This is a genomic window from Olleya sp. HaHaR_3_96, assembly GCF_019278545.1.
GTDB lineage: Bacteria > Bacteroidota > Bacteroidia > Flavobacteriales > Flavobacteriaceae > Olleya.
Map to the genome: position 1 here is coordinate 1,774,533 of NZ_CP058987.1, position 25,792 is coordinate 1,800,324.

The window sequence follows — 25,792 nt, forward strand, 5'->3', positions numbered from 1 at the left end:
TTTGGGAACCACGATAAAAAACATATTTCACCGTTTAAAAACACAATATTAGATAAATAATCTATTAAACACAAGTAATATCGATTAAAAACCGTTTTTAAAATGTTGTAAATTAATAGTTTACGTACACCCAGCCTGTTTGGACGCTATAATTAGAGTCTTTTAAATTTAAAACATAAAAGTAAGTGCCTACCGGAACTATTTTTCCATGGTTATTTAAACCTTGGTTAATTAGACCATACCATTTAGTAGTATTATCTCCTTTAAAAATTAAGGTACCATAACGATTGTAGATTAATAACTCGTGGTTTTCAAATATGGAGTACAAGCCTTGAATATTAAAATAGTCATTAATACTATCGTTGTTAGGAGAAAAACCTTGTGGCACATGAGGTGGGCAGTTTTCGGTAACTAGGTCCAAAACATATAGGTCAAAGCATAGTTCTGTATAGGCTGTTATATAAATGCTTTGCGGTGTAGTGCTAGATCCATAAGAAGCCAGGTTTGTTATCGTATTATCAGACACTATGTCTTCTATGGTTTCATAGAAAGAAAAACTTAAATACTGATTTTGATTAATTTGAGATAATGCTTCCGTTAAATCAAAAGTGGCTTGGTTATAACCCTTATTACATTTCAAAATTGGTTGAAGGTGTATTGTTTCTGGAAATGGGAGCAATTGTATTTCTTGGAAATTGTTATTATTTACTTCGTTAGTTTCTGTTATGATGCCATTATTTAATCCATCATTATCTACAACAAGTTGGATTGTAAATGTGTCAGAAATAGAATTAGGGATTTGTATTGTAATTTGATTGTTTTCTTCACCTCCAATAGGGATATCATTAATAGTTTGACTTTGATCAACTAAAACGGCATCAATAAAAAAGGCTATTGGCGTGTTTGCAGGGAGCGTGTCTGTACTATTGCTATTAAAAACAGAATAATCAAGGGTTACAGCTCTACTAGCACAGCTAACCTCATGATTATTTGTAATTATAGTGGCATCTGGTAATTGGCTATTAAGTACTGTTATAATATTATTAATAATAATTAAGTCAGCTCTAAATATTCCGTTACTATCTGGAGCGCCTGTTGTGAGGTTAATGGTGACTTGATTGTCTCCAATTTGAATATTGTTTTCAATATTATAAACATCCAGATCTGCATTGTAAAAGTTATTAGCATTGGTGAAGCTATTAGTCCCGTTAAAAGCGTTGTCAGCTGAGTTTAAGGGCGGATTGGATAGAATATTTCCGTTTATAGACAGGGATTCTCCAAAGTTTAGCGCATTGTCTCCTTCCCAAGCTAAAAAACCAATTTTAGCATTGTCATTATCTAATACATTTACGTTTTCTAGAATAATGGTTTTGTCTTGTACTTCTTCATTTATAATTTCTAAGCCTAGAAATAGATTAACTTGATTTAGTGGTAGTGTATTGTCTTCATAGATAACATATAAACTCCATCCGGCATAATTGGTTCTATTATTACAATAGCCAGGTGTGTTTGCTAAAGCATCAGAAATATCTAATCCCGAAAATTGATAATTGCCATTACCTTCCGCAATAATTTGATCAGTGACGTTTGCATAACTAGCAAAATAGGTTAGTATCCCATTAAATCCTGCATTGTAGTCCACAGTATAGGTGTCCTCGGCAATTACTGTGGAGGTATTTAGCATTACTTCGGTATCTCCAGAACCGGAGCCAGACCAAAATAAGTAAGCAGCTATTATCGATGTATTTGTGGCGAGGTTTAAACTCGCTTGAGAGGATGGGAGGATTTCGCAAAAAGCCTGTGATAAATTGTTTTCTGCTTGATTTAGAGTGTTCCCGATTGCTGTGTAGTCATATCTTCCATTGTATTGCTGAAAGAGCATAATGTCTTGAGCATTTACATTTTGAAAGCAAAAGCTTATTAGAAAAAAAGCATAACATAGGTATTTCATTACTCAGTATTCTTGATTAAAAATACAAATTACTATCGTTTTAAAGTGAAATGATCTTTGTAAATACGACCATCCTGTAGTTTTACTGTAAACCAGTAGTCATTAGTGGGCATTGGTAAACCGTTAAAAGTACCATCCCAACCTTGACTAGAAGGGGCGAATTGTTTTATTAATTTACCATACCTATCAAAAATTTGTATGACAGAATTAGGTTGGAATTGACTAGATACACCATAAACTTGCCAATAATCATTCTGACTGTCGTTATTTGGTGTAAAGTATAGAGGGAAACCTACTACAGAAAATAATTGATCAATAGTGCCACAATCATTTTTTATATCTTTTACAGTAGCAGTATAAAATCCAGGTGAAATATTGTTAAAAATATTGCTAGATTGAAAGCCTGTGCTTTCTCCTGAAAAATTAATAAGCTCAAATTGGTACTCGCCTTCTCCTGAAGTTAATATAGTAACTTGGTTGTTGTCAATTGTGCTGTCAACGACTATAATGTCATTGATTGTTGCAATATTCGAAGGTTCTACTGTTATCGTTCTGCTTTTTGAACATCCTAAAGTATTAGTTACAGTAACTACGTATGTGCCTATTGCATTAACTTCTACGTTAATCGTTGTGTCTCCTGTATTCCAATTATAATAATAATTGTTACTGTTTCCAATAACACCTCCAGTTATACTTAGTGCTTCAGGGAAATTATTAAGGCAATATAATAGTGTTTCGTCAGCTTCAAGTTGAGGTAATTCTAATATGGATAATGCGACTTCATTAATACCATAACAGGTATTGTTATCTTCTACTCGTACGTAGATGATTTGATTGTAAGGCGTTGTATTGTTGTAATTATTCGGTAAAGCGTTTTGCTCTAGTAAGGCATCATTATAATTATCGTAATAATTAATATCTAAATTAGGGGGGAGTCCGCTTAAAATAGCTGTTGAAAATTCGCTTAAATCAAACGTGTTTAACCCATCTTCGGAGTCAACTTCATCACAAACAGGAGGTGCAATGTAATTGTTAATTGAAGTTGTACTGACTTCCAGGATTAGTTGTGCTGTTTCAAAGCAGCCAGTAATAGGATTGGTTACAACTGCAATTACTGTTTGAGGATTGCTAATATTACTGTAGGCTAAACTATTCAATTCATTTGTTTGTGACGTAGCATCAGTATAATTTTCGTAAAAATCAACTTGATTATTACTAGAGAAAGCATCAGTAATATCAGTGATAGCTTCATCTAAATTAAAAATAGTAAACCCATCTATAAGATCATCGTCATCACATTGAAATAATATACTGTCAAATGTGGTAATTATTGGATTAACCACTAAGTTAAGTGGTGTAATACTTATACAACCTACATCTAATGCATTTTCTACTCTAACATAAATAGTTTGCTGATTTGGTGTAGTGTTGTAAAAATTATCACTCAGCACATCAGTATTATTTAGTGCATTTAGGAAAGTAGAATGATATGAAAAAATATAATTTGATGCATTGCGACCACCAATTTCATTGTTTTTGCTTGATAAAATGAAGAAAGATTGTCCATTAGTATCATTCCCATCTGTGGTATCATCGCAAACTTGATAATCTGTTGGTATTGTTATTGTTGGGCCATTTTTTATGGTTAAATTAAATGGTACTATCGTGTAACAGTCTGTAATCGTGTTGGTGACTTTAGCATATAAGGTTTGAGGGTTGCTAATATTTGTGTAAGGACTGCTTATCGCGTCGCTATTTATATTAGCATCACTTTCACTTTCATGGTATGTAATGGTTACATTGTTTTGATTCCCTCTGATTATAGGAGTGTTTAATTCTAAATTAAAAGTTGTAATCTCGTCATCATAAGGTAGTGTCAAATCGCAATTTTCAAGTGTAATTTCATTTTGATTTATGGCGCTGTTAGCCGGGGGCTCTGCAAATTGTGCTGTTCCTGTCCATTCTAAACTAAAAGGGCTATTTCCTATAGGTCTATCTATAACTATATAATAAGAATCTCCAGCTGTGGCATTAATAGCGCTAACAAAACTGTTTCCGGCACCACCAGGACCTTCAGCCGTATCATTTGCATTTACACTTAAACCTGTTAAGTTATTACCTTGATTTGACTCTTGTGGATTTGTTGTAGAGCATCGGATGGCTTGTCCAATATTTCCACACGTTACATTTGGACCAAAAACAAAAAAATCATAATCTTCAGTAATATTGTTACTTTCAGGAGTTAATGTGAAGGCTAAAGTACCATCATTTACGGTAGTTACTTTTAACCAGATACTGTTGCTCTCTTGACTAGAGCAGGTGTTACTTCCTGTTAATTCTTGTGTTCCAATACCGCTAACGTCTAAGCTAACATTGGAATTTCCACAAATTGTAATGGCTTGAATACAATCTGTTGGTTGCTGGCAAAAGGCAAGATTAGAATTAATAAAGCAAATGATCAGTAAGGTGTAATTTAGTATTTTCAAATTATCGTTTTAAGGTGAAATGATCTTTGTAAACACGGCCATCTTGCAGTTTTACTGTAAACCAGTAGTCATTAGTGGGCATTGGTAAACCATTAAAAGTACCATCCCAACCTTGGCTAGAAGGAGTAAATTGGTTTAACAATTTACCATACCTATCAAAAATTTGGATGACAGAATTTGGTTGGAATTGATTAGATACGCCATATACTTGCCAAAAATCATTCTGACCGTCGTTATTTGGTGTAAAATACAAAGGAAACCCTACTACAGAAAATAATTGAGTAACTATCCCGCAATTATTTTTTATGTCTTTTACGTTTACTGTATAAATCCCTGGTTTGACATTAGTAAATATATTGCTAGACTGAAAGCCTGTAGACATATTTTCTGAATTTAGTAATTCAAAAAGATAGTCACCTTCACCGGATGCAATTACTGCTACGACGTTACTATTTAGGCTTCCGTCAATGACTTCTATATTTTCAATGGTTGCTGTATTTGAAGCTTCTACAATAATAGTTTTTGTTTTTTGGCAACCGTCTAGTGTTGTTGCTGTAACGGTGTAAGTTCCTGTTGTATTTATATCAATTGTAGCTGTCGTTTCATTTGTAGACCAATTATAATAATAGTTATTATTTACCGGTGTTGATGCTGTTAATTGTATAGTAGAAGGAAATTCATTTAAACAATAAAAAAGAGTTTCGTTTTCTGATAATTGAGGTAATGGATTTATGGTTAATAAGACTTCATTTATACCATAGCAGGCATTATCATTTTCTGCTCTAGCATAAATTATTTGACTATATGCTGTGGTGTTATTATATAATGTAGGTAGTGCATTGGCTTCTATTAATGCATCATTATAAGTTTGGTAATAATTAATAGTAATTCCCGTCGGAAGACCACTTAAAATTTCTGTAGAAAAATCGTCTAAATTAAAAGTGTTTATACCATCTTCGGATCCCAACTCATCACAAACGGGGGGCGCTATATAGTTATTAGTTTGAGTTGCACTTACCTCTAATATTAATTCGCTAATTGATTTACAGCTTGTAATGGTATTAGTAACTACAGAATAAATGGTTTGCGGGTTTGTTACGTTGCTATAAGCGTTGCCATCTATTGGAGTAGTTTCTGAGACGGCATTCGCCATAGTCGTATAAAAGGCGGTAGCTACATTTGGTGCGTTGTTGGTAATGTTTGTCGTGATTTGGTTTAAATTAAAGATGGTTAAGCCATCAGGAATACCATCTTGGTCGCATTGAAGGAGTATTTCATCAAAAGACAAAGGGGCTGGATTTATGTTGATGTTAAAACTTTGGGTATTAAAACAAGCTGTGTTATTTACATTCTCTAGGCGAACAAAAATAGTTTCATTAAATGGAGTGGTATTATAATAATTATTAGGTAATGGATTGTCTCCTAAATTCGCATCAGCTTGCAAATGATGATAAGAAATAGCATAGGTCATTGCGCTTTGACTCCCGTAAACTTCGCTGTTATAATATGATAAATCTATTGTCGTTTGACCATTAGTATCATCTCCATCAGAGGTGTCATCGCAAGTACTATAATCCGTTAATAGACCAATAGTAGGTGTGTTAAAAACTGCAATATTAAAAGAAGTAGTATCATAACAATTTGAGTTTAAACTATTAAAAACCCTTGCAAATATTGTTTCTTGAGGATTACTATTACTATATAGGTTAGCTAATTGATTTTGATCTAAATTGGCATCTGCTTGGGTTAAATAATATTGAACAGAGTAAGTCGCTGAATTTTGCCCATTTAATATTGTTGCGTCTTGAATGGAAAGGGTAAATGTTGTTATTAAGTCATTATTATCATCACAAATACTAAGGTCATTTGGTTGTGTTGCTACGGGGATATCAAAATACGTTACGATAGCTTGACCTTCTTTTGTGTCGCAATCACCGGTATTTAACTCTATTAATACTTCGTAATTACCATTTTCTGTAATTAACAATTCATTTGGAATTGTGGGTGTTGGTATTGCGATGTCATCTTTAGTCCATGTGTAAGTGGCGCCAGAAATAGCCTCTGCAATTAAAGTGTAATCATCACCAGTACACAGGGGTAGATTAATAGTATTTGTTGTGTCTGTTGGTATTATGTCTATTTTTTCTGAGAAAAAGGAGGCTATAAAAGGAGGTAGTCCTTGTCTGGACGATCGTCCATTTAAGTTTATGATGGCGTGTTGATAATCTGATGACACTCCTAAGTTATTTGGGGTATTTATAACACTTAAAAAAGGGGTTCCTTGATCATAAGTGGCGCTTAATGACCTGTAAATTTTACCATCAGGGCCTAGTTGTAAGGCGCTTCTATACATTATTCTTTGATCCAAAACCTGCTCTGTGGCGCTAATATTTGTATTTGTTAAATCATATTGAATTAAAGTCCCGTATTGTGCACTAGGGTTAGTGAAATCTGCAGAAGGAGTTTCATAATAAGTAGTGACATATAGGACTTGGTTGTCCGGAGAAAACTCTATACCGTAGGGCGATTGTGGTTGTCCAGGGGGGGCAATTGTAGTATTAATTTGCTGAGAATTACTGACTATTCCTGTAGTTGTATCAAAATCAAAAAGATAAAGGCCTTCTGCGACGTTAGCACAGGCTAGTTTAGTTCCGTCAGGAGAAAATTTAAGATAACCTCTTCTTTCTGAGATAGAAAAAGGTAAGGTAGATACTATTGGAGTTGGGTTGACACCTGAAGCAGCGCTAACTTCAAAGGCATAAAAAGTGTTATTATTGTTGTCTACCGCGTTAATGTTTGTAAGGGCATCCGAATCGGCATAAGTAACCACCCATATATTTTGAGATTGACAATCTTTTAAAACTGCAGTTACTTTTTCTGAGGCTTTATTTAGTAAAAATTGATTTTTAGTAGTAACCGCACCAAAACCACCATTTAATGTCATGTCTACGATTGAGTAGTTAAAACCATTGTCTGGGTTCAATTGAAAATTAGTGTCTTGAGTAAAAATATAATAGAGGTTAGGATCTTCTGGCTTGGGGATAATTATCGCAGATTGTGTACTAGATTGATTTCCAAATAGTCCGGTGCCGTTGGGCATAATGTTATGCTCTCTGTCATAAACGTTTTCTCCGTTAGTGTAAAACAATAAATTACCAGTACTATCAGAAATACTGGTACAACCTTCTTCTGTAGATAATAATCCATCTGTTAATGCGGTAACAGCGTTTGTATTGGTGTTAAAATTAATACCTGCATTGTTTCCAAAATACCAATTGGCCGCTTCGTTTTGTGCTATGGAGATGTAATTACAAAGTAGTATAGTGATTAGTAATATTCTTTTCATATTTTTTTTAGCGATAGCTAGTAAAGGTATGAAAAGAATATTTTTAAATATAAATGAAGGGTGTTAAAAGAATATTATAAATCTCTTTTTTGTAATAATTTGTAAGACCAGTATACAAATAAAGCGGTCCAGGCTAAAACAATAAGTATTTCATTCCAATGCACCGCATAGTCATAAAGTAGTTCTGTTTTTTCAGGAGATTTCATTAATACAATACGTCTAAAAGGTTCGTCAATTAGTTTCCACATCGATTTTAAGGGAAAGTAATTTTGAATATTAGTGGCTATTTCGTCGTCGTAATTTTTTGCAATTACGGCATATAAAATCCATTCTACTATAAATATGATAAACATAAAACCAAGCGCAAAGGCAGAGCGCTTTATTAATACCGCTAGAAATAAACATAAACTGAAAAAGCCAACTAGTTTTACAAAATAGGCTAGTAAGAATATAATTTCACTATGCATATAATAAGCTTCTGTATCGCCAGAATAATATAACCCAATACATAATGTGATTAGTCCAATTAAAAGAGTGGATACTAACGCAAAGAAAACGATGGTAATAAATTTGGATAAAATAAATTCCTTTTTGCTTAAACCATCAATCAGGTTTTGTTTAATGGTTTTATTACTATACTCATTACCAATCATGCTAACGACAACAATGGCGAAAAACAGTTTAAATTGAGCGGTAAAAAAGGTGGTGATGTGCCATATATAAGGGAAGTCAAATATACCAACACTACCTAGGTCTATGGTAAATAAACCAAAGAAGTTGATTTTAAAGGACGATAATAAGATTATAAAAAAGGGCAGTATAAAAGAAAAAAAGATAAGTATTTTACTACTTCTGTTTTCTAGTAATTTTTGTAATTCTATGGATAATAGTCGAAACATGATTGCGGTTTGTTAGGGTAGTGGTTAGTTAGCGTCGTTTAGATCGTCTGTAAGTTGAAGGAATTGCTCTTCTAAGCTTTCTTTTCTCAATACTAAATGAGATAATAGAATGCCTTTTTCTAATAGCTCTTTGTTAAAAGCAGCAGCAGACATTGGTTGCTCTATAAAAGCGGTTACTAATCCATCCACAATTTTTATGTTTTTAATATTTGGATGTGCTTCTAAATAATTAATTAACAGCGCTGTATTTTCGCATTTTAATTCAAAAAAGCCATTGCTAGAAATCATTTGGTCTACAGGGCCTTCATATAATTTTTCTCCTTTTCTAAGAACAACGACGTGAGTACAAACTTTTTCTACTTCGTCTAATAAATGCGAGGCTAATAAAATAGTTGTCCCTTGGCTCGCAATATCTTGTATTATAGCTCTAATTTGATGTATTCCTTGAGGGTCTAAGCCATTGGTGGGCTCGTCTAAAATTAATATTTCAGGATCGTTAAGTAATGCAGATGCTATGGCTAAACGTTGTTTCATCCCTAAAGAAAACGTTTTAAACTGGCTGTCTTTTCGATCTAAAAGACCAACTAACTCAAGTTTTTCATTAATTTTATCCTCACTAATTTCTTTAATCTTACAAACTAATTTTAAATTTTTGTAAGCCGACATGTAAGGATAAAAATTAGGGCGCTCGATGATGGCACCCACTCTTTTTAGCGCATCGTGGGTGGAGGTATTACCGCCAAACCAACTAAAGTTTCCGCTAGTGGCATTGACTACATTTAATGTAATACCTAGAGTCGTTGATTTTCCGCTTCCGTTAGGGCCTAAAATGCCATATACATTACCTTTTTCAATAGTAAAAGATAGATTATTGACAGCTGTTAAATTGCCATACTTTTTAGTAAGATTACTAATGCTAAGAATAGTTTCCAAGATGTGTGGTTTTTTGATTGATTTAATAGTAAGACGATAGAGTGTTAAATATGTTACAATTTAAAAATTAGTTTTTAAATTTGGAGACAGATATATTTATGAAGGATTTAAAGATTTCGAAGAAAAAACCGTCTTACCCAATCAGCGATAGATTGAATAGCTATTTATCAGAGTACAATAGAAACTCTAAAATAACGATTCTATATGATGACTTGTTACGTTTTCAAGGCGCGATTACGGTTTATGATAAAGACGATAATGATACGCTTTGGGTACGTGTGTATTTTAGCGAATTTGATAGAGAAGAAATTGACTTAAGTTTAAAAAAAGTATATAGTAGACTCCATTCTGATGGTAATGTCACCGCTAACGCCTATTTAAATATCGATGCTATTGATTATTGTACTTTTGGGAATTCTAAGCCTTTTAGAGTAAAAATCAGGAATATTATTAATGATAATTACACTTATTTTTATGTCAAAAAAGCGGATGCTTCTCGTATTTATGGTTTAGAGTTAGAGCAAATGCTATCTCCATATCAGTTAAATTTTATGGTGCATGGTAATACTTTAATAGAAGAACATATTGCAGGAATACCTGGTGATGAATTTATAAAAAATAATTTACCAGATTGTTCGGAGCGTGAAAAATCCCAGATAGCAAAAGAGTTTGTTAAATTTAACGAACGTTGTATGATTAGATTACTGGGTGATATGCGTTCTTATAATTACGTAATTGTACCTACTCATGATTTTGATCACGTAGTGTTTAAAATTAGAGCTATAGATTTTGATCAACAATGCTACGAAGGAAAGTTTAATGTGTATAGACCACAATTTTTTAAAGAAAATTTAAAATTAGTACAACTAGTAGCTAAAAAATTTAAACAGGGCTCTATTGATCAATATAAAGTGGAAGAGCGCTCCATTGTTGCAAAGCGCATGATTAGTTATAACGATCGTATTGCGCAACTGCTAGATTGTATGGTGCATGATAAAATATCTAATAAAGCCAATATAGAACTTCTAAAATCCAAAATATACGATCATACGTTAGATTTAGAATTTAAGAAAAGTAAAAATATGGGTGAAATTTTGAAAAATGCTTTAAACTTTGTCAAGCGTAATTATGAAGATATGAATACTCAGGATTTTTAGTTCCAGTTTTCTTCAAAGTCTAAATTATCGTAATCGTCAATATTAAAGTCATCATCTTCTAAATCGTCTTCAAATTCATCTTTTTCTGCTTCAAACACTTTTTCAGGTGCTTCAGTAGGCACTTGACCTTGAACGTACATCAGATTAGGGTAATCTACACCTTCCGCAACTTCAACGATTTCAGCCAATTCTACAAAAAAGGTCCACATACTCATGAAGTCGTAAACATAAATTAGTTTTGTTTGGTCTTCGTGTACAGTGTCAGAAAGTGATGTTTCATTCATCAATCTAACTTCGTTTAAGCCATCACTCATATCAAAAAGACTAATTTCTGCGCCTTGATTCCACTCGTCATCACTTAAATAAAAAGAAGCCATTTCATTACCTTCAAAGCCAAAACATTGTGTGATAACGTTATGTAGATCTTCCATGGTGTCGCTTTCACGCATTTCAAAATCTCTAAAGATATCTTCTTTAGTATCGTTGTCTAGTATAACTCTGAATCTGTAAATCATAATAAAAAAATAAGGGTGTAAAGATAATGCTTTTAGCTGTTATTTACTAAAGCGATGTAACGTAAATGTCATTGCTGTTAGTAATAAAAAGGCACCAACTTGATGTGCAACACCTAACCATACAGGAACTTGTAATATCAAGGTGAAAACGCCTAAAATAAATTGTAAAAAAACGAGTGATATTAGAGCATTAAGTGCTCTACGTTGATAGTTGGTTTCGACATATTTTTGCCCTTTGAAGACAATTAAAAGAATAAAAGCGACTACAATATAAGCTAACGTTCTGTGCACAAATTGCACGCCACTTTTTCCTTCAGTAAGATTAGCAAAAAGGGTCTCTCTTTCGATATATACACTTTCGTGAATAAATTTACCTTCACTCATCATTGGCCAATGGTTATGTACCCAACCGGCATCTAAACCTGCAACAAATGCACCATAAACAATCTGGATAATTAGAACTAACATACCAATACGAAGGAGTCTTTTAAACCCAGTGCTCACAATTTTATCAAATGGAAACATTAAATCTAAAGCGACCCAAAATGTCGCTGCAAAGGTTATAAATGCTGTTGTTAAATGCATTGCTAGCCTATAGTGACTGACATCTGGACGGTCTACTAATCCACTTTTAACCATGTACCAACCTAGAAATCCTTGTAAGGCACCTAAACACATTAGGCCAATTGATTTTTTAATAGTTGGTCCTGTTAGTTGTTTTGTAATTAAAAAATATAAAAAGGGTAAGAAAAATACTAATCCTATAAAACGACCGATGACACGATGAATCCATTCCCAGAAATAGATGTCTTTAAATTCTTCAATATTAAAATGGTTGTTTAATTTTTTGTATTCTGGATATTGCTTGTATAAATCAAAGGCTTCCTGCCATTCGACGTCATTCATAGGCGGAATAGTTCCAGAAATAAGTTTGTAGTTAGAAATGGCTAATCCAGAATGGGTTAATCGGGTAATACCACCTACAATGACCATTATAAAAATTAATAAACAACCCGTTAATAGCCAATAGATAACTTTGTTATTGTCCTTTTTCATATTGCTTTTTCTTTAACTTACAATGCTTTTTTAAAGCATATACTTTCTTTTACACCTTTATATTGGCCGTAATTATCTGTGATGTGATAGTTGCATTTTTTATAAAATTGAATGGCTTCTATTTGTCTAATTCCGGTTTCTAAAATACTGTCTTTGTAGTCGAGTTGTTTTGCCCAAGATTCTAATTCTTGTAAAATATTTGAAGCCACCCCTTGTCCTCGAGTAGTTTTAGAGGTAAACATGCGTTTAATCTCTACGGTATTTTCCTTAAAGGGTTTAAAGGCTCCGCAACCCACAGGAGTTTTGTCTAAATAAGCAAGGACGACGTGTTTAATAGTATCTAACCCATTATATTGATTGTAAAACTCATGATCATCACCGTCTGTTGTTTTTAGGTAACTATCTAACTGCTTGATTAGAGTAATAAAGTCGGGATTATTAGAATCTGTTTTAATTAACTCTAACATGCTTATTCATTTTTAATGAGTCCTAAAGCTTCCCCTTTTTTAATCATTAAATTAAAAGCGGCATCATGCTCGTTCGGGATTTCTCCTTCAAGAATAGCTTCTTTTATGGCTTCTTTAATAATGCCTATTTCTTTTGAAGGTTTTAAATTAAAGGTTTCCATAATTTCTTCTCCAGAAACAGGAGGTTGAAAATTACGAACGTGATCTTTTTCTTCTACTTCAATAATTTTATCTCTTACAATCTTGAAATTGTTATGATATTTATCAAAACGTTTTGGGTTTTTTGTAGTAATGTCAGCCTCACAAAGTGTCATTAAATCTTCAACATAATCTCCAGCATCAAAGACTAAACGTCTTACAGCCGAATCGGTGACTAAATCCTCAGCTAAAACAATAGGTCTAGAGCTCATGAATACCATTTTTTGGACAAATTTCATTTTGTCATTTAAAGGCATTTTTAAGCGTTTAAATAAGTGGTATACCATTTTAGACCCTTCAAACTCATGTCCGTGAAACGTCCAACCTACTTTTTTACTAAATCGTTTTGTTGGTGCTTTACCAATATCATGTAACAATGCTGCCCAACGTAACCAAACATCGTTCGTGTTTTTAGAAATATTATCAACCACTTCAAGCGTATGGTAAAAGTTGTCTTTATGGGTTTGCCCTTCCACTTCATCAATACCTTTTAAGTTGGTTAACTCAGGTAAAAAATGTTTTAAAAGCCTTGTTTTTTCTAGCAATAAAAAACCTTTTGATGGTTTTGAACTTTCTAAAATTTTGTTTAGCTCAACAATGATTCGTTCTTTTGTTATAATCTTGATACGAGCGCTATTTCTAGTAATAGCGTTAAGTGATTGCTCTTCAATTATAAAATCTAATTGTGTTGCAAATCTTATAGCACGCATCATGCGTAAAGGATCGTCACTATAAGTTATATCTGGATTTAAGGGCGTTTTTATAATCTTGTTACCTAAATCTTCAACGCCATTAAAAGGGTCTAATAAATCACCAAAATTAGATTCAGATAAGTTTATTGCTAAGGCATTAATAGTAAAATCGCGCCTATTTTGATCATCTTGTAAAGTCCCGTTTTCGACTATTGGGTTTCTACTATCTTCATTGTAAGATTCTTTACGTGCACCAACAAATTCTATTTCTACGTCATTGTAACGCAACATTGCTGTTCCATACGTTTTAAAAACTTGAACTTTAGGTTTGTTAGGTAGTCGTTTTGAGACTTCTCTTGCTAATTCAATTCCGCTACCTATGGCAACAACATCAATGTCTTTAGCATCTCCTCTTTCTAAGATATAATCACGAACAAAACCTCCAATAACATAGCTGTCCAAATTAAGGTTTTTAGACGCTTGAGAAATAACTTTAAATACTGGGTTTTGTAGTGCTGCTTTGTAATTCATATTATAATTTACTCACGAATAACTTTAACTTGTCCACTATTACTTAGTTTTATAATAGTAGAAGGATTTCCTCCATTTTTTTGTTGGTGCAAATTTACGACATAATCCACACCTTTTAAAACAGCTTCGCTAATTTCTTTAAAGGATTTAGGTGTCGGTTGGCCACTTATATTTGCAGAGGTGGATACAATTGGTTTTCCAAAATATTTTATCAATTTTTCGCAAAAATCATGATTCACTATTCTAATCGCCAATGTATTGTCTTTTGCGACCAAATTTTCTGCAATACCAGCTGGAGCATCATAGATTACAGTGGTTGGTTTGTCCGCAATATCTAAAATTGTATATGCTATTTTTGGTACATTGTCTACATGTCTTTCAAGCATGCTGTAGTTATTAACTAAGCATATTAATGCCTTGTCATCCTGGCGTTGCTTTAGTTTGTAAATTTTATTGACAGCGTTAGCATTTGTTGCATCACAACCAATTCCCCAAACGGTATCTGTTGGGTATAAAATTAAACCACCTTGTTTAAGGGTTTCAATTGCTTTTTCTATTTCTTCTCTCATGGTTTGCTTTTATAAGTTTAAAATAATTTAAACCTTTTCTTTTTTTGTTTCCAATTACTTTGAAATATAACACCTAGATAAACTTTTTTTAATTTTTCTATATTGTGGAATTTTTTTTCAATGTCAAATTGCTTTTTATAATGGTATACTTTAAAAAAGCATTCGCATGGTATAATTTCTATAATTTTAGTTTTTCTTAAATACTCACCATAAATTAAAGCTTCAGCAGGATGTGTTGTTTTATCAAGCTCGCTAAAAAAACTTTCGATTGTAAAATTATTTGCAGGTAAATAGTCTTCGTAAAAACTTTCCCAAACTTTACAAGACCATAAATATGGTGATGGTCCGTAATCCCAATATTTAACTTCTGGAAGATTAAAAATAACCCTAATAGCTTTGACAGGTGTTCTAAAGCTATGTTTAACAGTGTCAACATCTATACGTTCAAAAATTTCTAATTGTGGTTTAGATTCTTGCATTATTGTATAAGGTACGTCGTCATTATATATAAAGTCTTTAATATAAAAATCGGATATAAATAGGCTGTCAGAATCTATACATAAATAGTTTCTAGCAACTTTAAGTCTATAAAACTGAGATTTAATTATTTGTTGGTATCTCCAACCATCTGTAACACTTGTTGTACAAATTTGACTATCTTTTAATAGGGTATGCTTAGTGTTGGTTAGGTTAGATTTAAAAAAATCATAATCTGCATCGTTTATACTTATATAAATAGGGATATTATCCGAGTTATGTTTGTCTATTGACTCAATAAGTAGTTTGACTCTGTCGTAATCTGGTTTATATGTCTTTATAACTAAAGCTAAATTATGCATAGTGTCCAATTATTGGTTTGTAGATTATAAATTGGGATTTAGACCAACCTGCTATATTTTGTTATGGATATGCAAAAGTACTAATCAATAGCTTTTTTAGGTTACGTATTTAGGTTTTTTTGAAGTATCAACCATCTCAATTATAATTTATATAAGTAGATTTCAAAGTATACCGCTTAAATATATCTATTTTTGTTTTAGTAAAAAGATAAATATGAGTAGCGATTTTGGAGTAAATGTATATGGTTATCTTAATGAGTTATCAGGTTTAAGCGAAGCAGCTAGAACCAATATTGATGCTTTAAATAAAGTAGGTGTAGGGACTAATATTACCTGTTTTAATTATAGTAACCAGATTGTAGATTATGATTTCAATCATAAAAATACAGGTGTAAATTATAAGGTAAACTTAATACATATTAACTTAAATTTTATTGAAGATTTTATACAGAATACGAATAAGCAGTTTTTAGAAAATCACTATAACATCGTTTTTTGGGCTTGGGAGTTTATTGAGCCTCCAGTTGAGGTTATGAAATACTTGTCATTTTTTGATGAGGTTTGGGTGCCAAGTGATTTTTGTGTAGAGGCCTTATCCATAACATCTCCAATTCCAGTTGTAAAAATTCCGCACTCTATTCAATCGATTGCAGGTCATTTAAAACGAGACCATTTTTCGTTAAACAAAGATGTTTTTGTTTTTTTAACTATATTCGACTCTATTAGTTCTTTAGAACGTAAAAATCCGTTAGCTACAATTAAAGCTTTTAAACAAGCTTTCTTTAATAATCCAAAAGTATGTTTGGTCATAAAAACACATCATTTAGATATGTTTCCTGAGCAAGCAGCATTACTTAATAACGCAATAGCAGGAATCGAAAATATTAAATTGATTAACGCTTCTTTTAAAAAAGAAGAATTACACAGTTTAATAAATGTTTCTGATGCATACGTGTCACTACAAAGATCAGAAGGATTTGGGCTGACTATGGCAGAGGCTATGGCTTATGGTAAACCAACCATATCCACTGGTTATTCTGGTAATTTGGAGTACATGAATGTCAATAATAGTCTTTTAGTGAAATATAAATTAATACCTGTAAGTGTGGATTATGGTTTAACTAAAAAAGGCTATTTGTTTGCAGATCCTGATGTTGATCATGCGTCATTTTTAATGAAAAATTTAGTAGAAGATAACACGTTATTTAACAACTTGTCAGAAAAAAGTAAAGCAGATATACACACCTATTTATCCAAAAAGACTATTGGTAACAAGATTAAAAATAGATTACAAACTATAACTGATAACTTTTTAGATAAAGAAGGTAAGACTTTAAAACTATTAAATAATTTAGAACAAAAGGATAAAGAAATTAAGACACAGCTCAAAAAGATAAGAAAATTAGAGAAAAATGTTTTCATTAAAATGAAATATCAATTCAAGAAAATATTTAAATAAATGAAAAAAATACTTTTCTTCTATCCAGAAAACCCGTTACTAAAACATCAAGGTAACAATGCTAGAGCTTTTTGCTTGTTGGAATATTTTAAAGCACAAAACTATCAAGTAGATTTAGTGTCTTTAGAGCAACCGCACAAAGAAAATTTTACAAATGCGCATTTAGCGACTTTAAAAAATAAACATTTAATTACAAATGGTTGGCTTTTAAAAAGAAGTAAACGAAGTGGAATTAAGTATTCAATATTTAGTTTAAAACAAAAAATCAGCAATCTATTTAAAAATAAAGTTTCGGCCTTTAACAGAATTAGATTTGGTCAAGGTGAAGAATTAGCTTCAATTACAAAAGATAAAACCTATGATATTATCATTATATCCTACGCATACTATCATGGTTTTTTAAAATATTTAAATACAACTAATTCAAAAACAATAGTTGATACACATGATTTTTTGACGTCACAGTTTCAAAATCATAAGCAGTTTAATTTAGGAGTGTATTTTAATAATGAAATTCAGTTGTTAAATGATTTTGATAATGTTTGGGCAATTTCATCAGAAGAACATTATTTGTATTCACAATTTTTAGGAGATAAAGTTAAATTAGCACCTCATGTTCTAGAAGATAAATCTTCGGATAACACTCAAGAGAAGAGCATAGATTTAATTTACGTAGCAAGTGATAATAACCATAATGTTAAAGCAGCAGATTGGTTTTTTAACAACGTATACCCTTTGTTAAATAAGGATATAACTATTACAGTCGTTGGGAAAATTAGTCAAGTTATTCCGGATTTTACTAATGTTACAAAACATACTTACGTTGAGGATTTATCAGATTTATACCAAGCGTCAAAAGTATCCATATGTCCAATGATAACAGGTACTGGATTAAAAATTAAGGTGGTGGAAGCATTATCTTATGCTTTACCCGTAGTTTGTAACGAGAGAGGTTTAGATGGGCTTTTAAATAAGACTAATAATGGTTGTATGGTAACAAACTCTGAAACTGAATTTGCTAGATTTATAGACCAATTATTAACTGACAAAAAAATGTATGACAAGCAAAGTCAACTAGCAGCAGATTTTTTTAAACAGTCCTTCTCAAAACAATCGGTATACACTAAATTAAATGCAAGTCTAAAATGAGTTTAAAATCGTTAAAAAATCAATTTAAAATCTATTTGTTAACCAAAAAACTGAAGAAAAATAAGATCCTGTTTAACGAAACTGATTTTACGTTTTCCTCTAAAAACGTATTAATTGTCGACGAGATTATTCCAGAATTTAATAAAGATTCTGGTTCAAGACGACTAACAGAAATTATTAAATTACTTCTTAAAAATAAGGTGTCTGTATTTTTAGTAGCAGATTTAAAACAGTACAAATATAAAAGCGATTACCTTCAAATATTTATAGATTTGGGTGTGAACGTTTATCAACCTAGTATTGATAATAAAGGTAAGTTAGTTACTAAAGAGGTTTTTATACAGCGTATCTCTCCAAAAATGAATGTCGCATGGTTGCATAGGCCTATGGTTTTTAATAAGTTTCAATCATTAATTAAAAGGGCTAATCCTAGTATTAAATTGGTATTTGATATGGTGGATTTTCATTATATCAGATTATTGAGAGAATACGAATTAGGTAAGGATGAGGCATTGAAAATCCAAGCTGAAAAATTTCTTAAAATTGAATTAGAAAATTGCAAACAGGCAGATTCTGTTATTGCTATTTCTAAATCAGATAAGGAATTATTGAAACAACATTTTAACGAGGATGACAAAGTTTTTTTGATTAGTAATATCCATCAACACCTTGATAAGGGGACGGGCTTTTTTAAATTTGAAGATAGAAAAAACATCTTATTTGTTGGTAGTTTTAGACATGATCCAAACAATGATGCCGTCAAGTATTTAAAGGAAGATATTATGCCCCTTGTTTGGCAGTCGTTGCCGGAAGTAGAGGTTAATATAGTTGGTAGTTATATTACGGAGGATATTAAATCATTGGCATCTCATAGGTTTAATCTTTTAGGTTTTGTGGATGATATAAATGTCGCGTTAAGTTCGGCAAAGTTGTTTGTTGCTCCATTACGTTTTGGAGCAGGTATTAAAGGTAAAATAGGGCAAAGTTTAGAGCATAGTTTACCGCTAGTAACGACAGATGTTGGAGCTGAAGGTTTTGATTTTAAAAATCAAAAAGTAATTATGGTTGCAAATTCAGCAGAGGAAATAGCGCAAAAAATTATTGCTTTATACACAAATAAACAGCTTTGGGAGGCTGCAAGTGACAGTTGTGAAAATATTTTAAAACCATTTTCGTTAGCAACAACAGAAACACAGATATTACAAATAATTAACAATTAGGCTTCATAGAAAAACGTAGAGGGTTACCGCCTTTTAAAACAATCTTAAAAGAAGTTAAGTGTTTTTTAGGTTTAAAAATACTTTTGATACCATATTTTAAAATTAAAACAAATCTTAAAAACTGATAGTATAATGTGCTATAATTTTTCTTTATTACGTAAAGATAGGATACTGTAAATTCTGTTTTTAAAGCAACATTGCCACAACTTTTCCCCATATAATGTATAAAAGAAGATTTAGGGTAAAATTGTGTAGAATAGCCTTGTTTTTTTAGACGTAAACAAATATCCATTTCTTCATAAAATAAAAAGATTTTCGGGTCAAAACCACCTGACTTCTCATAAGCTTCTCTTTTAAAAAACATAAAAGCACCAGAGACTAAATCAACATTAAATGGTTCTGATAAGTCTGAGTTGTATAATTTACTATAATAGTTGATTGGTTTTTTTGAATTGAACAAATGGTGTTTTAAACCTATAAATTGCCTATAACTATACTTAAAAGTCTGGCCTTCTCCATTTATTTGTTTTAAACCAATACAACCTACTTTTAATTGTGATTGGCTATACTGTAACAGTTGTAATAATGAGTTTTCAGTTAACTCTGCATCATTATTAATAAATGCGAGGAAGTTTCCTTTAGCTTGCTGAACGCCTAAGTGATTTCCGCCGCCAAAGCCTAGGTTTTCTGAACTTTTAATTAGAGTGAATTTGGCAGTATTTAAATGGTTTTCTAATGAGTTTAAATCTTCCGTTTGAGAGTGGTTATCGATAACAATAATTTCAAAAACTAAGTCTTTAGTATATTTATATATGGAGTCTATACAATTTATGGTATAACCAGAAGAGTTGTAGTTTACAATAATAATAGAAACGTCCATGTCGTTGTTTTTGGGTAAAAATAAATAAAACCAATAGATTGACTCACTTAAGTTTTTATTATTTATTAGATTTGTTTGACTAATTAATTAAAATGAAAAACATTGTTGTTGGCTTTTTGATGTCTTATGACTACGAAAAATTAAAACTTTCCATTCCTCCAATTTATGACCAAGCAGATAAAATTTACCTAGCATTAGATTATAAATATCGTACTTGGAACGGTGAGTTTTTTGAAATAGATCCTGATTTTTTCTCGTGGTTAGAGCAGTTTGATATAGCTGGTAAAATTGAAATTTATAAGGATGATTTTTATGTACCTAAATTAAATGCAATCCAGAATGATACTAGAGAGCGTCATTTATTAGCTTTAAAAATGGGGATTGGTAATTGGTTAGTGCAAGTGGATTCTGATGAAATTTTTATTGATTTTGATCAATTTGTAAAAACATTAAGACAGCATGATAAGTATTTAGTTAACCCAGAGGAAAATCCAGTACAGATTGCAGGATTTTTGATTAATATCTATAAATATTTGGAAGATGGTTTGTTGTATGTTGAGCAGCCTACTAAAGTGTTTTTAGCAACTAACTATCCCAATTACAAGACAGCAAGGAAAACTAAAGAACGCATTATTTATACTAATAACGTGCTTTTGCATGAGTGCTTATCTAGAACAGAAGAGGAATTGCTATTTAAATTTAAAAATTGGGGACATAGTCATCAAATTAATAATCAGTTTTTTGATAAGTGGAAAAAAGCAGATAAGAATAACTATAAAACTATAAAAAATATATTTTATTTAAATCCAGAGCTTTGGAAATCTTTAGGATATTTTGATACAAAAGATTTAAAAAAAATAAAAGAAATTATTAAAGTAAATTCTAAGATGTCTCCCTCTAAATTTTATTTGTTCAAAAAAAATATTGGACAATATTTTAAGCACTTAAGGCTTTTTAAAACTAAAAAAGATATTAATTTTGAAGGCTATTTTAAAAATGACTAATACTTTAATTATATCAACTTACAATTGGCCAGAAGCGTTAGGTTTAGTTTTAAAAAGCGTTTTAAATCAGTCAAAACTTCCGGATCAGATTATTATTGCAGATGATGGATCTACTAAAGATACTAAGGTGGTTATAGATGCTTTTAAGTCTGAAGTAGAAACCCCTGTTATTCATATATGGCAAGAAGACACAGGATTTAGGAAAGCTAAAATTTTAAACAAAGCTTTATTAGCGTCCACTGGAGATTATATTTTGCAGGTCGACGGAGATTGTATTTTGCATAAACATTTTGTAAAGGACCATCTGTCTTTAGTAAAACCAAATCAGTTTTTATTCGGTAGTCGTGTAACGATAAAAAAATCATATTTAGATTCATTGTTTAAGAGTAAAGAAATTAATTTTTCATTTTTGTCTAAGGGTATTAAGAAACGGACGCGAGCAATGCATGTGCCTATTCTTAGTCATTTATATATGGCTAGTCGAGAATTTTCTAAAAAATATAGAGGTTGTAATACATCTTATTTTAAAACAGATGCTTTAGCTATTAATGGTTATAACGAAGAATTTGAAGGTTGGGGGCGTGAGGATTCTGATTTCGCATTGCGGTTATTGAATAATGGAGTTATTTCAAGACGAATAAGATATAAAGCTATTGTTTTTCATATTTATCACTTTGAAAAACCTAAAAGTAATTTAGAGAAAAATAATAGTATTGAGTTACAGACTATAAAAAATAATGTAACATGGTGTGACAATGGAATTAACAAAGATATAAGTGAAAACAAATAGACAAGTACATCGAGACTTTAAAAAAAACGAATCAGCTTTAGCTGACATTTTTGTTAATTTTGAAACTAAAGGAACGCCTTTTGGAGATCAAGAACGGAATACTCTAAAAACGTTTGATTTGGATGGTTATACTGTAAACGTAAAATCTTTCAGAATTCCTAATCTTATTAACCAAGTGGCTTATCGTTTTTTTAGAAAAAGTAAAGCACAGCGGTCATTTATTTATGCTACTAAACTTAAAGAATTGAATATTGGAACGCCGCAACCGGTTGCTTTTTATGAAGAAATGAGTGCTTTTTTATTTAAAAAAAGTTACTATGTTAGTCAGCAATTAGATTGTGATTATACCTACCGAGATTTAACCAACGATTTTAGTATACCAGATTATGAGACTATTTTAAGAGCCTTTACTAGGTTTACGTTTACTCTTCACGAAAACAATATTTTGTTTTTGGACCATTCTCCTGGAAATACGTTAATCAAAAAAATAGGTGATAACTATCAGTTTTATCTAGTAGATTTAAATAGAATGCAGTTCAAGGATTTAAGTCTTGATGTACGTATTAAAAACTTTTCAAGATTAACCATTCATAAAAGCATGGTTGAAATTATGAGCGATGAGTACGCAAAATGTTCTGGTGCTGATTATGACCAGGTTTTTAATTTAATGTGGAAAGAGACTGAAGCTTTTCAAGAAAAGTTTTATCGTAAGAAACGTTTAAAAAAGAAACTTAAATTTTGGACACGTTAATGATTTAATGTTTTTAATGTTTTGTATCTAAAGTAAACACCATAGGCGCTTAAGTAACATAGCGTAAAGCCTTCTTTTCCGTCTAAGAAACCTAGTCTAAAAATATAATTGACAATAAACTTGTATAGTGGTCTAAAGTGTAAATTAAAGATATTGGTTGTCTTTCCTTTTTCGCTTAGTTCTAACGCTTTAAGTTTAGCATAATGCTCCATTTTTGACTTGTAATGGGCTGCGCTAGCAAAGCTATAATGTAGCATATTGTTTTTTAAAAGACCAGTTTCTCCTTCAATTTTCGGCATTTCATGTACTATTTTATCTTGGATATAAGATACTTTATTGGTCTGGAATAAGCGGTAGGTCGTATCTGTTTGAAAACCACTAAACCTAATGCGTTTATTTTTAAAGTAGAACAAACGTTTTACCATGTAACCAGAAATAGAAGTGTCGCTATTGATAGTTGTAAGTATTTCTTTTTGTAATGGTTTGGTTATCCTTTCGTCTGCATCAATAAATAGTACCCAATCTTGAGTTACCTGCTTTAAAGCAAAATTACGCTGTTCTGCAAAATTTTTAAATTTATGTTGTATTACTGTTACATTGCTAAATTTTGCTGTTTTATCTAAGGTAGCATCGGTACTAAAAGAATCTACTACAATAATTTGGTCTACAAATGAGATGTTATTAATCAATTTCTCAATATGTTTCTCTTCATTAAATGTTATAATTAGCCCGGCTATTGTTTTCATTGTGTTTAGTTAAATGTGCTAATGATTACTTAGATATTGTAAAAGGTTTATTGTAACTTTTTAGAGTAAAAAGGTTTAGTCGTTTACGTATTTTGTATTTGCGTATTAGATTTAAAGGTTTGTTTTTCAACTCGCTTTTATCTTTATGTAATTGCATTATACTGGCATCAATAATACGTTGGCTTGATTTTCCGTCAAAATAAGGATGCAGGTCTTTTATAAATATTTCGATGTTTTTAAGTAATTTTTCTGGAAAACTTAAAGCTTCAATAAATCCTTTTTCGATATTATTTGATTGATTGATATCAATTAAATAATTGTGTTTAAACGTATGGTTAAATGTAACTACAGGTTTTTTTTGTAGTAAAAATTCCTGAATAGCAGAGGTTGTATCAGCAAACATGATATCTGCTTGCTTGTATAGTGGTACTAAGTCTGTTGTATTACAGTATGTGAAATTTCTGTTGTTTATTGTTTGCCACTTTTGTTTAATAATGTTAGGTAATTTTGGGTGTAATACCATTATAAAATTGTAATTCCCATTATTAGATAATCGCTTTATTTCTTGAAATACGTCGTCATTGTAAGCTAAGCTTAGACGCTCTGTAAAAGTAGAGGCAATCATAATAGTATTAGAGCTTTTTTTCTTCTCTATAGGAAATAAAGGGTCTACTTTACTCCAGCCTGTTTCTATAACTTCAAAATAAGGATGTTTTATTTGCTGTGCAATAAACCCTTTAGTTGATGATGGACCTTGTGTGCAGTATAAATCAAAAAGACCGCGAAGTCTAAAGTGAGCTTCTCCATAGCTTTTTTTTGGTCTCTTATAAGTTAAAAACCCATGAAACACTTGCACTTTCAAGCCTGAAATAAAATCAGGAACATCATCAGTGGCTGTTAAAACAACATTCGGATTATAATCTATAACATCCTGTATCGTATTTAAAGCATTATCTTTTTGTTGTATCGCTTTTTTACCGTCTTCAATATCTGCAAACCATTTTACGGTATAGCCTCGTTTTAAAATTTCTTCTTCCAATGGATTGCCAATTGGTAGTGCATAACTGTACGATATGTAGATTAAAAAATTATAATTCATGATTATAAGTTGCTTAAAAACTTTTTAAGTTCGGGTTCTATAAATTCTGGTTTAAGCTTTAGATAATATTTTTCAGGATCCTTTTTGGCGTTATTAATATCTTCTTCTCCGTAAGGGATATAGTCCGACAAATGAATGGCAATATTATGACCAGGTTCGTTTTTGCTATACCAATTAGCTTTATTTAAATACGGCGAAAAAATAGTAAAAGTAGGAATATTTAGTGCTTTTGCCATGTTGTTTGCACCACCTTCATTACCTATTAAGGCGTCACATTGTTTTGTAATGGCTAAAAATTCTCTTAAACTTTTTCCGAAGACATTAAAAAAGATATGCTTTTGTGTCACCGCTAAACAGTAATCAAAAATTGCTTTTGCTTCTGTTTTCTGCTTTGGTATATAATTAAAAAGTATCTGAGCGTCTTTAGTGTTAGCTACAAGACTATCTAACAATTCAGCCATATATTTAGCAGGATAGGTTTTAATAGCACTACTACCTACAACACTAATCATAAATAGAGGTTTATTGTCTTGTATGTTTGAACTCTCTAAATATTTTTTAGCATTACTTATTTCTTGAGGTTTCAAATAAATTTGAGGGACTCTGTTTTTAAAAGTAATATCTAAAGGTTCTAGAAGTTTTAATCTGTTTTCAATTGCTAAACTAGCATTGTGATGCGGTTTTTTTAAACGCTGTACAGTATGCGAAAAAACAAATGCAGTATATTTTTTATGATACGCTATTTTAGTTTTGGCTGCAGTAAAAGCACTAATAAGTGCAGTTCCAATTTTACCGTAAACATCAATAACAATATCGTATTTTTCTTTTTTTATAGTTTTTAAAAAGCGATAAAATTTTAGTTTACTCTTTTCAATTTCTGGAGTAATAAAAACAAAGTTATCAATATACGGGTTGTGCTTTACAACTGCATATGTGTGAGCATTAATAACATAATCTAGTTGTGCCTCTGGATATTTTTCGCGCAGAGCCTCAAACAGAATACTACTTGTCAGTACGTCTCCAATCATTTTCTGTTGTACAACTAAAATTTTCAA

Annotated in this window: 22 protein-coding genes; 7 read left to right on the plus strand and 15 right to left on the minus strand. The window is 31.4% G+C overall.

Features of this window, described 5'->3' with window-relative positions; translation table 11 throughout:
• Positions 1–112: 112 nt before the first annotated feature.
• From H0I26_RS07620 to H0I26_RS07640, 5 genes are all read right to left on the minus strand, one after another.
• On the minus strand, positions 113–1,951 hold the full coding sequence (locus H0I26_RS07620; RefSeq protein ID WP_218701686.1) for a gliding motility-associated C-terminal domain-containing protein: 1,839 nt from the start codon (positions 1,949–1,951) through the stop codon (positions 113–115).
• A 32-nt stretch (positions 1,952–1,983) separates the two neighbouring features.
• Positions 1,984–4,437, minus strand: a complete 2,454-nt coding sequence (locus tag H0I26_RS07625) for a T9SS type B sorting domain-containing protein (RefSeq protein WP_218701687.1) — start codon at positions 4,435–4,437, stop codon at positions 1,984–1,986.
• A 1-nt stretch (position 4,438) separates the two neighbouring features.
• Positions 4,439–7,783: a T9SS type B sorting domain-containing protein gene (locus tag H0I26_RS07630; protein WP_218701688.1), complete on the minus strand. Its 3,345-nt coding sequence runs from the start codon at positions 7,781–7,783 to the stop codon at positions 4,439–4,441.
• Positions 7,784–7,857: 74 nt separating this feature from the next.
• The gene (locus H0I26_RS07635; protein ID WP_218701689.1) at positions 7,858–8,682 is read right to left on the minus strand and encodes an ABC transporter permease; all 825 of its coding nucleotides are present in this window, start codon (positions 8,680–8,682) and stop codon (positions 7,858–7,860) included.
• 24 nt (positions 8,683–8,706) lie between these two features.
• Positions 8,707–9,615 carry an ABC transporter ATP-binding protein gene (locus H0I26_RS07640; RefSeq protein WP_218701690.1) on the minus strand — a complete coding sequence of 303 codons (909 nt, stop codon included), beginning with the start codon at positions 9,613–9,615 and terminating at the stop codon, positions 8,707–8,709.
• A 98-nt stretch (positions 9,616–9,713) separates the two neighbouring features.
• On the opposite strand from H0I26_RS07640, the gene H0I26_RS07645 reads away from it, so the two are divergent.
• Complete coding sequence (locus H0I26_RS07645) at positions 9,714–10,772, plus strand: hypothetical protein (protein ID WP_218702055.1); 1,059 nt, start codon at positions 9,714–9,716, stop codon at positions 10,770–10,772.
• Here H0I26_RS07645 and H0I26_RS07650 read toward each other — a convergent pair.
• Genes H0I26_RS07650 through H0I26_RS07675 form a run of 6 tightly spaced genes read right to left on the minus strand, consistent with a single transcriptional unit; the run spans position 10,769 to position 15,639 of the window.
• A complete protein-coding gene (locus H0I26_RS07650; RefSeq protein WP_136582112.1) occupies positions 10,769–11,287 on the minus strand; it encodes a plasmid pRiA4b ORF-3 family protein in 519 nt (172 codons plus the stop codon). The genes H0I26_RS07645 and H0I26_RS07650 overlap by 4 nt on opposite strands.
• Before the next feature lie 39 nt (positions 11,288–11,326).
• Entirely contained in the window at positions 11,327–12,343 is a 1,017-nt protein-coding gene (locus H0I26_RS07655; RefSeq protein ID WP_101017569.1) for a COX15/CtaA family protein, read from the minus strand.
• A gap of 17 nt (positions 12,344–12,360) precedes the next feature.
• Positions 12,361–12,810, minus strand: coding sequence for a GNAT family N-acetyltransferase (locus H0I26_RS07660; RefSeq protein WP_218701691.1), 450 nt, complete (start codon positions 12,808–12,810; stop codon positions 12,361–12,363).
• A 2-nt stretch (positions 12,811–12,812) separates the two neighbouring features.
• Positions 12,813–14,231: a CCA tRNA nucleotidyltransferase gene (locus H0I26_RS07665; RefSeq protein ID WP_218701692.1), complete on the minus strand. Its 1,419-nt coding sequence runs from the start codon at positions 14,229–14,231 to the stop codon at positions 12,813–12,815.
• A gap of 8 nt (positions 14,232–14,239) precedes the next feature.
• Positions 14,240–14,800, minus strand: a complete 561-nt coding sequence (locus H0I26_RS07670) for an L-threonylcarbamoyladenylate synthase (RefSeq protein WP_218701693.1) — start codon at positions 14,798–14,800, stop codon at positions 14,240–14,242.
• A gap of 17 nt (positions 14,801–14,817) precedes the next feature.
• Positions 14,818–15,639, minus strand: coding sequence for a DUF6492 family protein (locus H0I26_RS07675; protein ID WP_218701694.1), 822 nt, complete (start codon positions 15,637–15,639; stop codon positions 14,818–14,820).
• 214 nt (positions 15,640–15,853) lie between these two features.
• Between H0I26_RS07675 and H0I26_RS07680 the strand changes: the two genes are divergently transcribed.
• The 3 genes from H0I26_RS07680 to H0I26_RS07690 are packed head-to-tail and all read left to right on the plus strand — an operon-like array spanning position 15,854 to position 19,467.
• Entirely contained in the window at positions 15,854–17,098 is a 1,245-nt protein-coding gene (locus H0I26_RS07680) for a glycosyltransferase (RefSeq protein WP_218701695.1), read from the plus strand.
• On the plus strand, positions 17,099–18,247 hold the full coding sequence (locus H0I26_RS07685; protein WP_218701696.1) for a glycosyltransferase: 1,149 nt from the start codon (positions 17,099–17,101) through the stop codon (positions 18,245–18,247). It begins immediately after the preceding gene.
• A complete protein-coding gene (locus tag H0I26_RS07690; protein ID WP_218701697.1) occupies positions 18,244–19,467 on the plus strand; it encodes a glycosyltransferase in 1,224 nt (407 codons plus the stop codon). The genes H0I26_RS07685 and H0I26_RS07690 overlap by 4 nt, the downstream gene beginning before the upstream one ends.
• Here H0I26_RS07690 and H0I26_RS07695 read toward each other — a convergent pair.
• On the minus strand, positions 19,457–20,347 hold the full coding sequence (locus H0I26_RS07695; protein WP_218701698.1) for a glycosyltransferase family 2 protein: 891 nt from the start codon (positions 20,345–20,347) through the stop codon (positions 19,457–19,459). The genes H0I26_RS07690 and H0I26_RS07695 overlap by 11 nt on opposite strands.
• Positions 20,348–20,439: 92 nt before the next feature.
• Between H0I26_RS07695 and H0I26_RS07700 the strand changes: the two genes are divergently transcribed.
• From H0I26_RS07700 to H0I26_RS07710, 3 genes are read left to right on the plus strand one after another with little or no spacing between them, the layout of a single operon-like run.
• Entirely contained in the window at positions 20,440–21,351 is a 912-nt protein-coding gene (locus tag H0I26_RS07700) for a hypothetical protein (RefSeq protein ID WP_218701699.1), read from the plus strand.
• A complete protein-coding gene (locus tag H0I26_RS07705; RefSeq protein WP_218701700.1) occupies positions 21,344–22,141 on the plus strand; it encodes a glycosyltransferase family 2 protein in 798 nt (265 codons plus the stop codon). The genes H0I26_RS07700 and H0I26_RS07705 overlap by 8 nt, the downstream gene beginning before the upstream one ends.
• The gene (locus tag H0I26_RS07710) at positions 22,128–22,892 is read left to right on the plus strand and encodes a lipopolysaccharide kinase InaA family protein (protein WP_218701701.1); all 765 of its coding nucleotides are present in this window, start codon (positions 22,128–22,130) and stop codon (positions 22,890–22,892) included. Before H0I26_RS07705 ends, H0I26_RS07710 begins: the two co-directional genes overlap by 14 nt.
• On the opposite strand, the gene H0I26_RS07715 is transcribed toward H0I26_RS07710, so the two are convergent.
• From H0I26_RS07715 to H0I26_RS07725, 3 genes are read right to left on the minus strand one after another with little or no spacing between them, the layout of a single operon-like run.
• Positions 22,889–23,638, minus strand: a complete 750-nt coding sequence (locus H0I26_RS07715; RefSeq protein ID WP_218701702.1) for a glycosyltransferase family 2 protein — start codon at positions 23,636–23,638, stop codon at positions 22,889–22,891. The two genes, H0I26_RS07710 and H0I26_RS07715, sit on opposite strands and share 4 nt — an antisense overlap.
• A 25-nt stretch (positions 23,639–23,663) precedes the next feature.
• Positions 23,664–24,737 (minus strand): CDP-glycerol glycerophosphotransferase family protein, encoded by a 1,074-nt coding sequence (locus tag H0I26_RS07720; RefSeq protein WP_218701703.1) that lies wholly within the window; start codon positions 24,735–24,737, stop codon positions 23,664–23,666.
• A 2-nt stretch (positions 24,738–24,739) separates the two neighbouring features.
• A complete protein-coding gene (locus H0I26_RS07725) occupies positions 24,740–25,792 on the minus strand; it encodes a glycosyltransferase family 9 protein (protein ID WP_218701704.1) in 1,053 nt (350 codons plus the stop codon).

What these genes read in the sequence shown, in the direction of transcription:
- H0I26_RS07690 (WP_218701697.1), top strand. Translation starts at nt 18,244, where the DNA reads ATGAGTTTAAAATCGTTAAAAAATCAATTTAAAATCTATTTGTTAACC.
- H0I26_RS07675 (WP_218701694.1), bottom strand. Translation starts at nt 15,639, where the DNA reads ATGCATAATTTAGCTTTAGTTATAAAGACATATAAACCAGATTACGAC.
- H0I26_RS07695 (WP_218701698.1), bottom strand. Translation starts at nt 20,347, where the DNA reads ATGGACGTTTCTATTATTATTGTAAACTACAACTCTTCTGGTTATACC.
- H0I26_RS07665 (WP_218701692.1), bottom strand. Translation starts at nt 14,231, where the DNA reads ATGAATTACAAAGCAGCACTACAAAACCCAGTATTTAAAGTTATTTCT.
- H0I26_RS07680 (WP_218701695.1), top strand. Translation starts at nt 15,854, where the DNA reads ATGAGTAGCGATTTTGGAGTAAATGTATATGGTTATCTTAATGAGTTA.
- H0I26_RS07700 (WP_218701699.1), top strand. Translation starts at nt 20,440, where the DNA reads ATGAAAAACATTGTTGTTGGCTTTTTGATGTCTTATGACTACGAAAAA.
- H0I26_RS07655 (WP_101017569.1), bottom strand. Translation starts at nt 12,343, where the DNA reads ATGAAAAAGGACAATAACAAAGTTATCTATTGGCTATTAACGGGTTGT.
- H0I26_RS07645 (WP_218702055.1), top strand. Translation starts at nt 9,714, where the DNA reads ATGAAGGATTTAAAGATTTCGAAGAAAAAACCGTCTTACCCAATCAGC.
- H0I26_RS07715 (WP_218701702.1), bottom strand. Translation starts at nt 23,638, where the DNA reads ATGAAAACAATAGCCGGGCTAATTATAACATTTAATGAAGAGAAACAT.
- H0I26_RS07660 (WP_218701691.1), bottom strand. Translation starts at nt 12,810, where the DNA reads ATGTTAGAGTTAATTAAAACAGATTCTAATAATCCCGACTTTATTACT.
- H0I26_RS07685 (WP_218701696.1), top strand. Translation starts at nt 17,099, where the DNA reads ATGAAAAAAATACTTTTCTTCTATCCAGAAAACCCGTTACTAAAACAT.
- H0I26_RS07630 (WP_218701688.1), bottom strand. Translation starts at nt 7,783, where the DNA reads ATGAAAAGAATATTACTAATCACTATACTACTTTGTAATTACATCTCC.
- H0I26_RS07705 (WP_218701700.1), top strand. Translation starts at nt 21,344, where the DNA reads ATGACTAATACTTTAATTATATCAACTTACAATTGGCCAGAAGCGTTA.
- H0I26_RS07720 (WP_218701703.1), bottom strand. Translation starts at nt 24,737, where the DNA reads ATGAATTATAATTTTTTAATCTACATATCGTACAGTTATGCACTACCA.
- H0I26_RS07635 (WP_218701689.1), bottom strand. Translation starts at nt 8,682, where the DNA reads ATGTTTCGACTATTATCCATAGAATTACAAAAATTACTAGAAAACAGA.
- H0I26_RS07670 (WP_218701693.1), bottom strand. Translation starts at nt 14,800, where the DNA reads ATGAGAGAAGAAATAGAAAAAGCAATTGAAACCCTTAAACAAGGTGGT.
- H0I26_RS07650 (WP_136582112.1), bottom strand. Translation starts at nt 11,287, where the DNA reads ATGATTTACAGATTCAGAGTTATACTAGACAACGATACTAAAGAAGAT.
- H0I26_RS07620 (WP_218701686.1), bottom strand. Translation starts at nt 1,951, where the DNA reads ATGAAATACCTATGTTATGCTTTTTTTCTAATAAGCTTTTGCTTTCAA.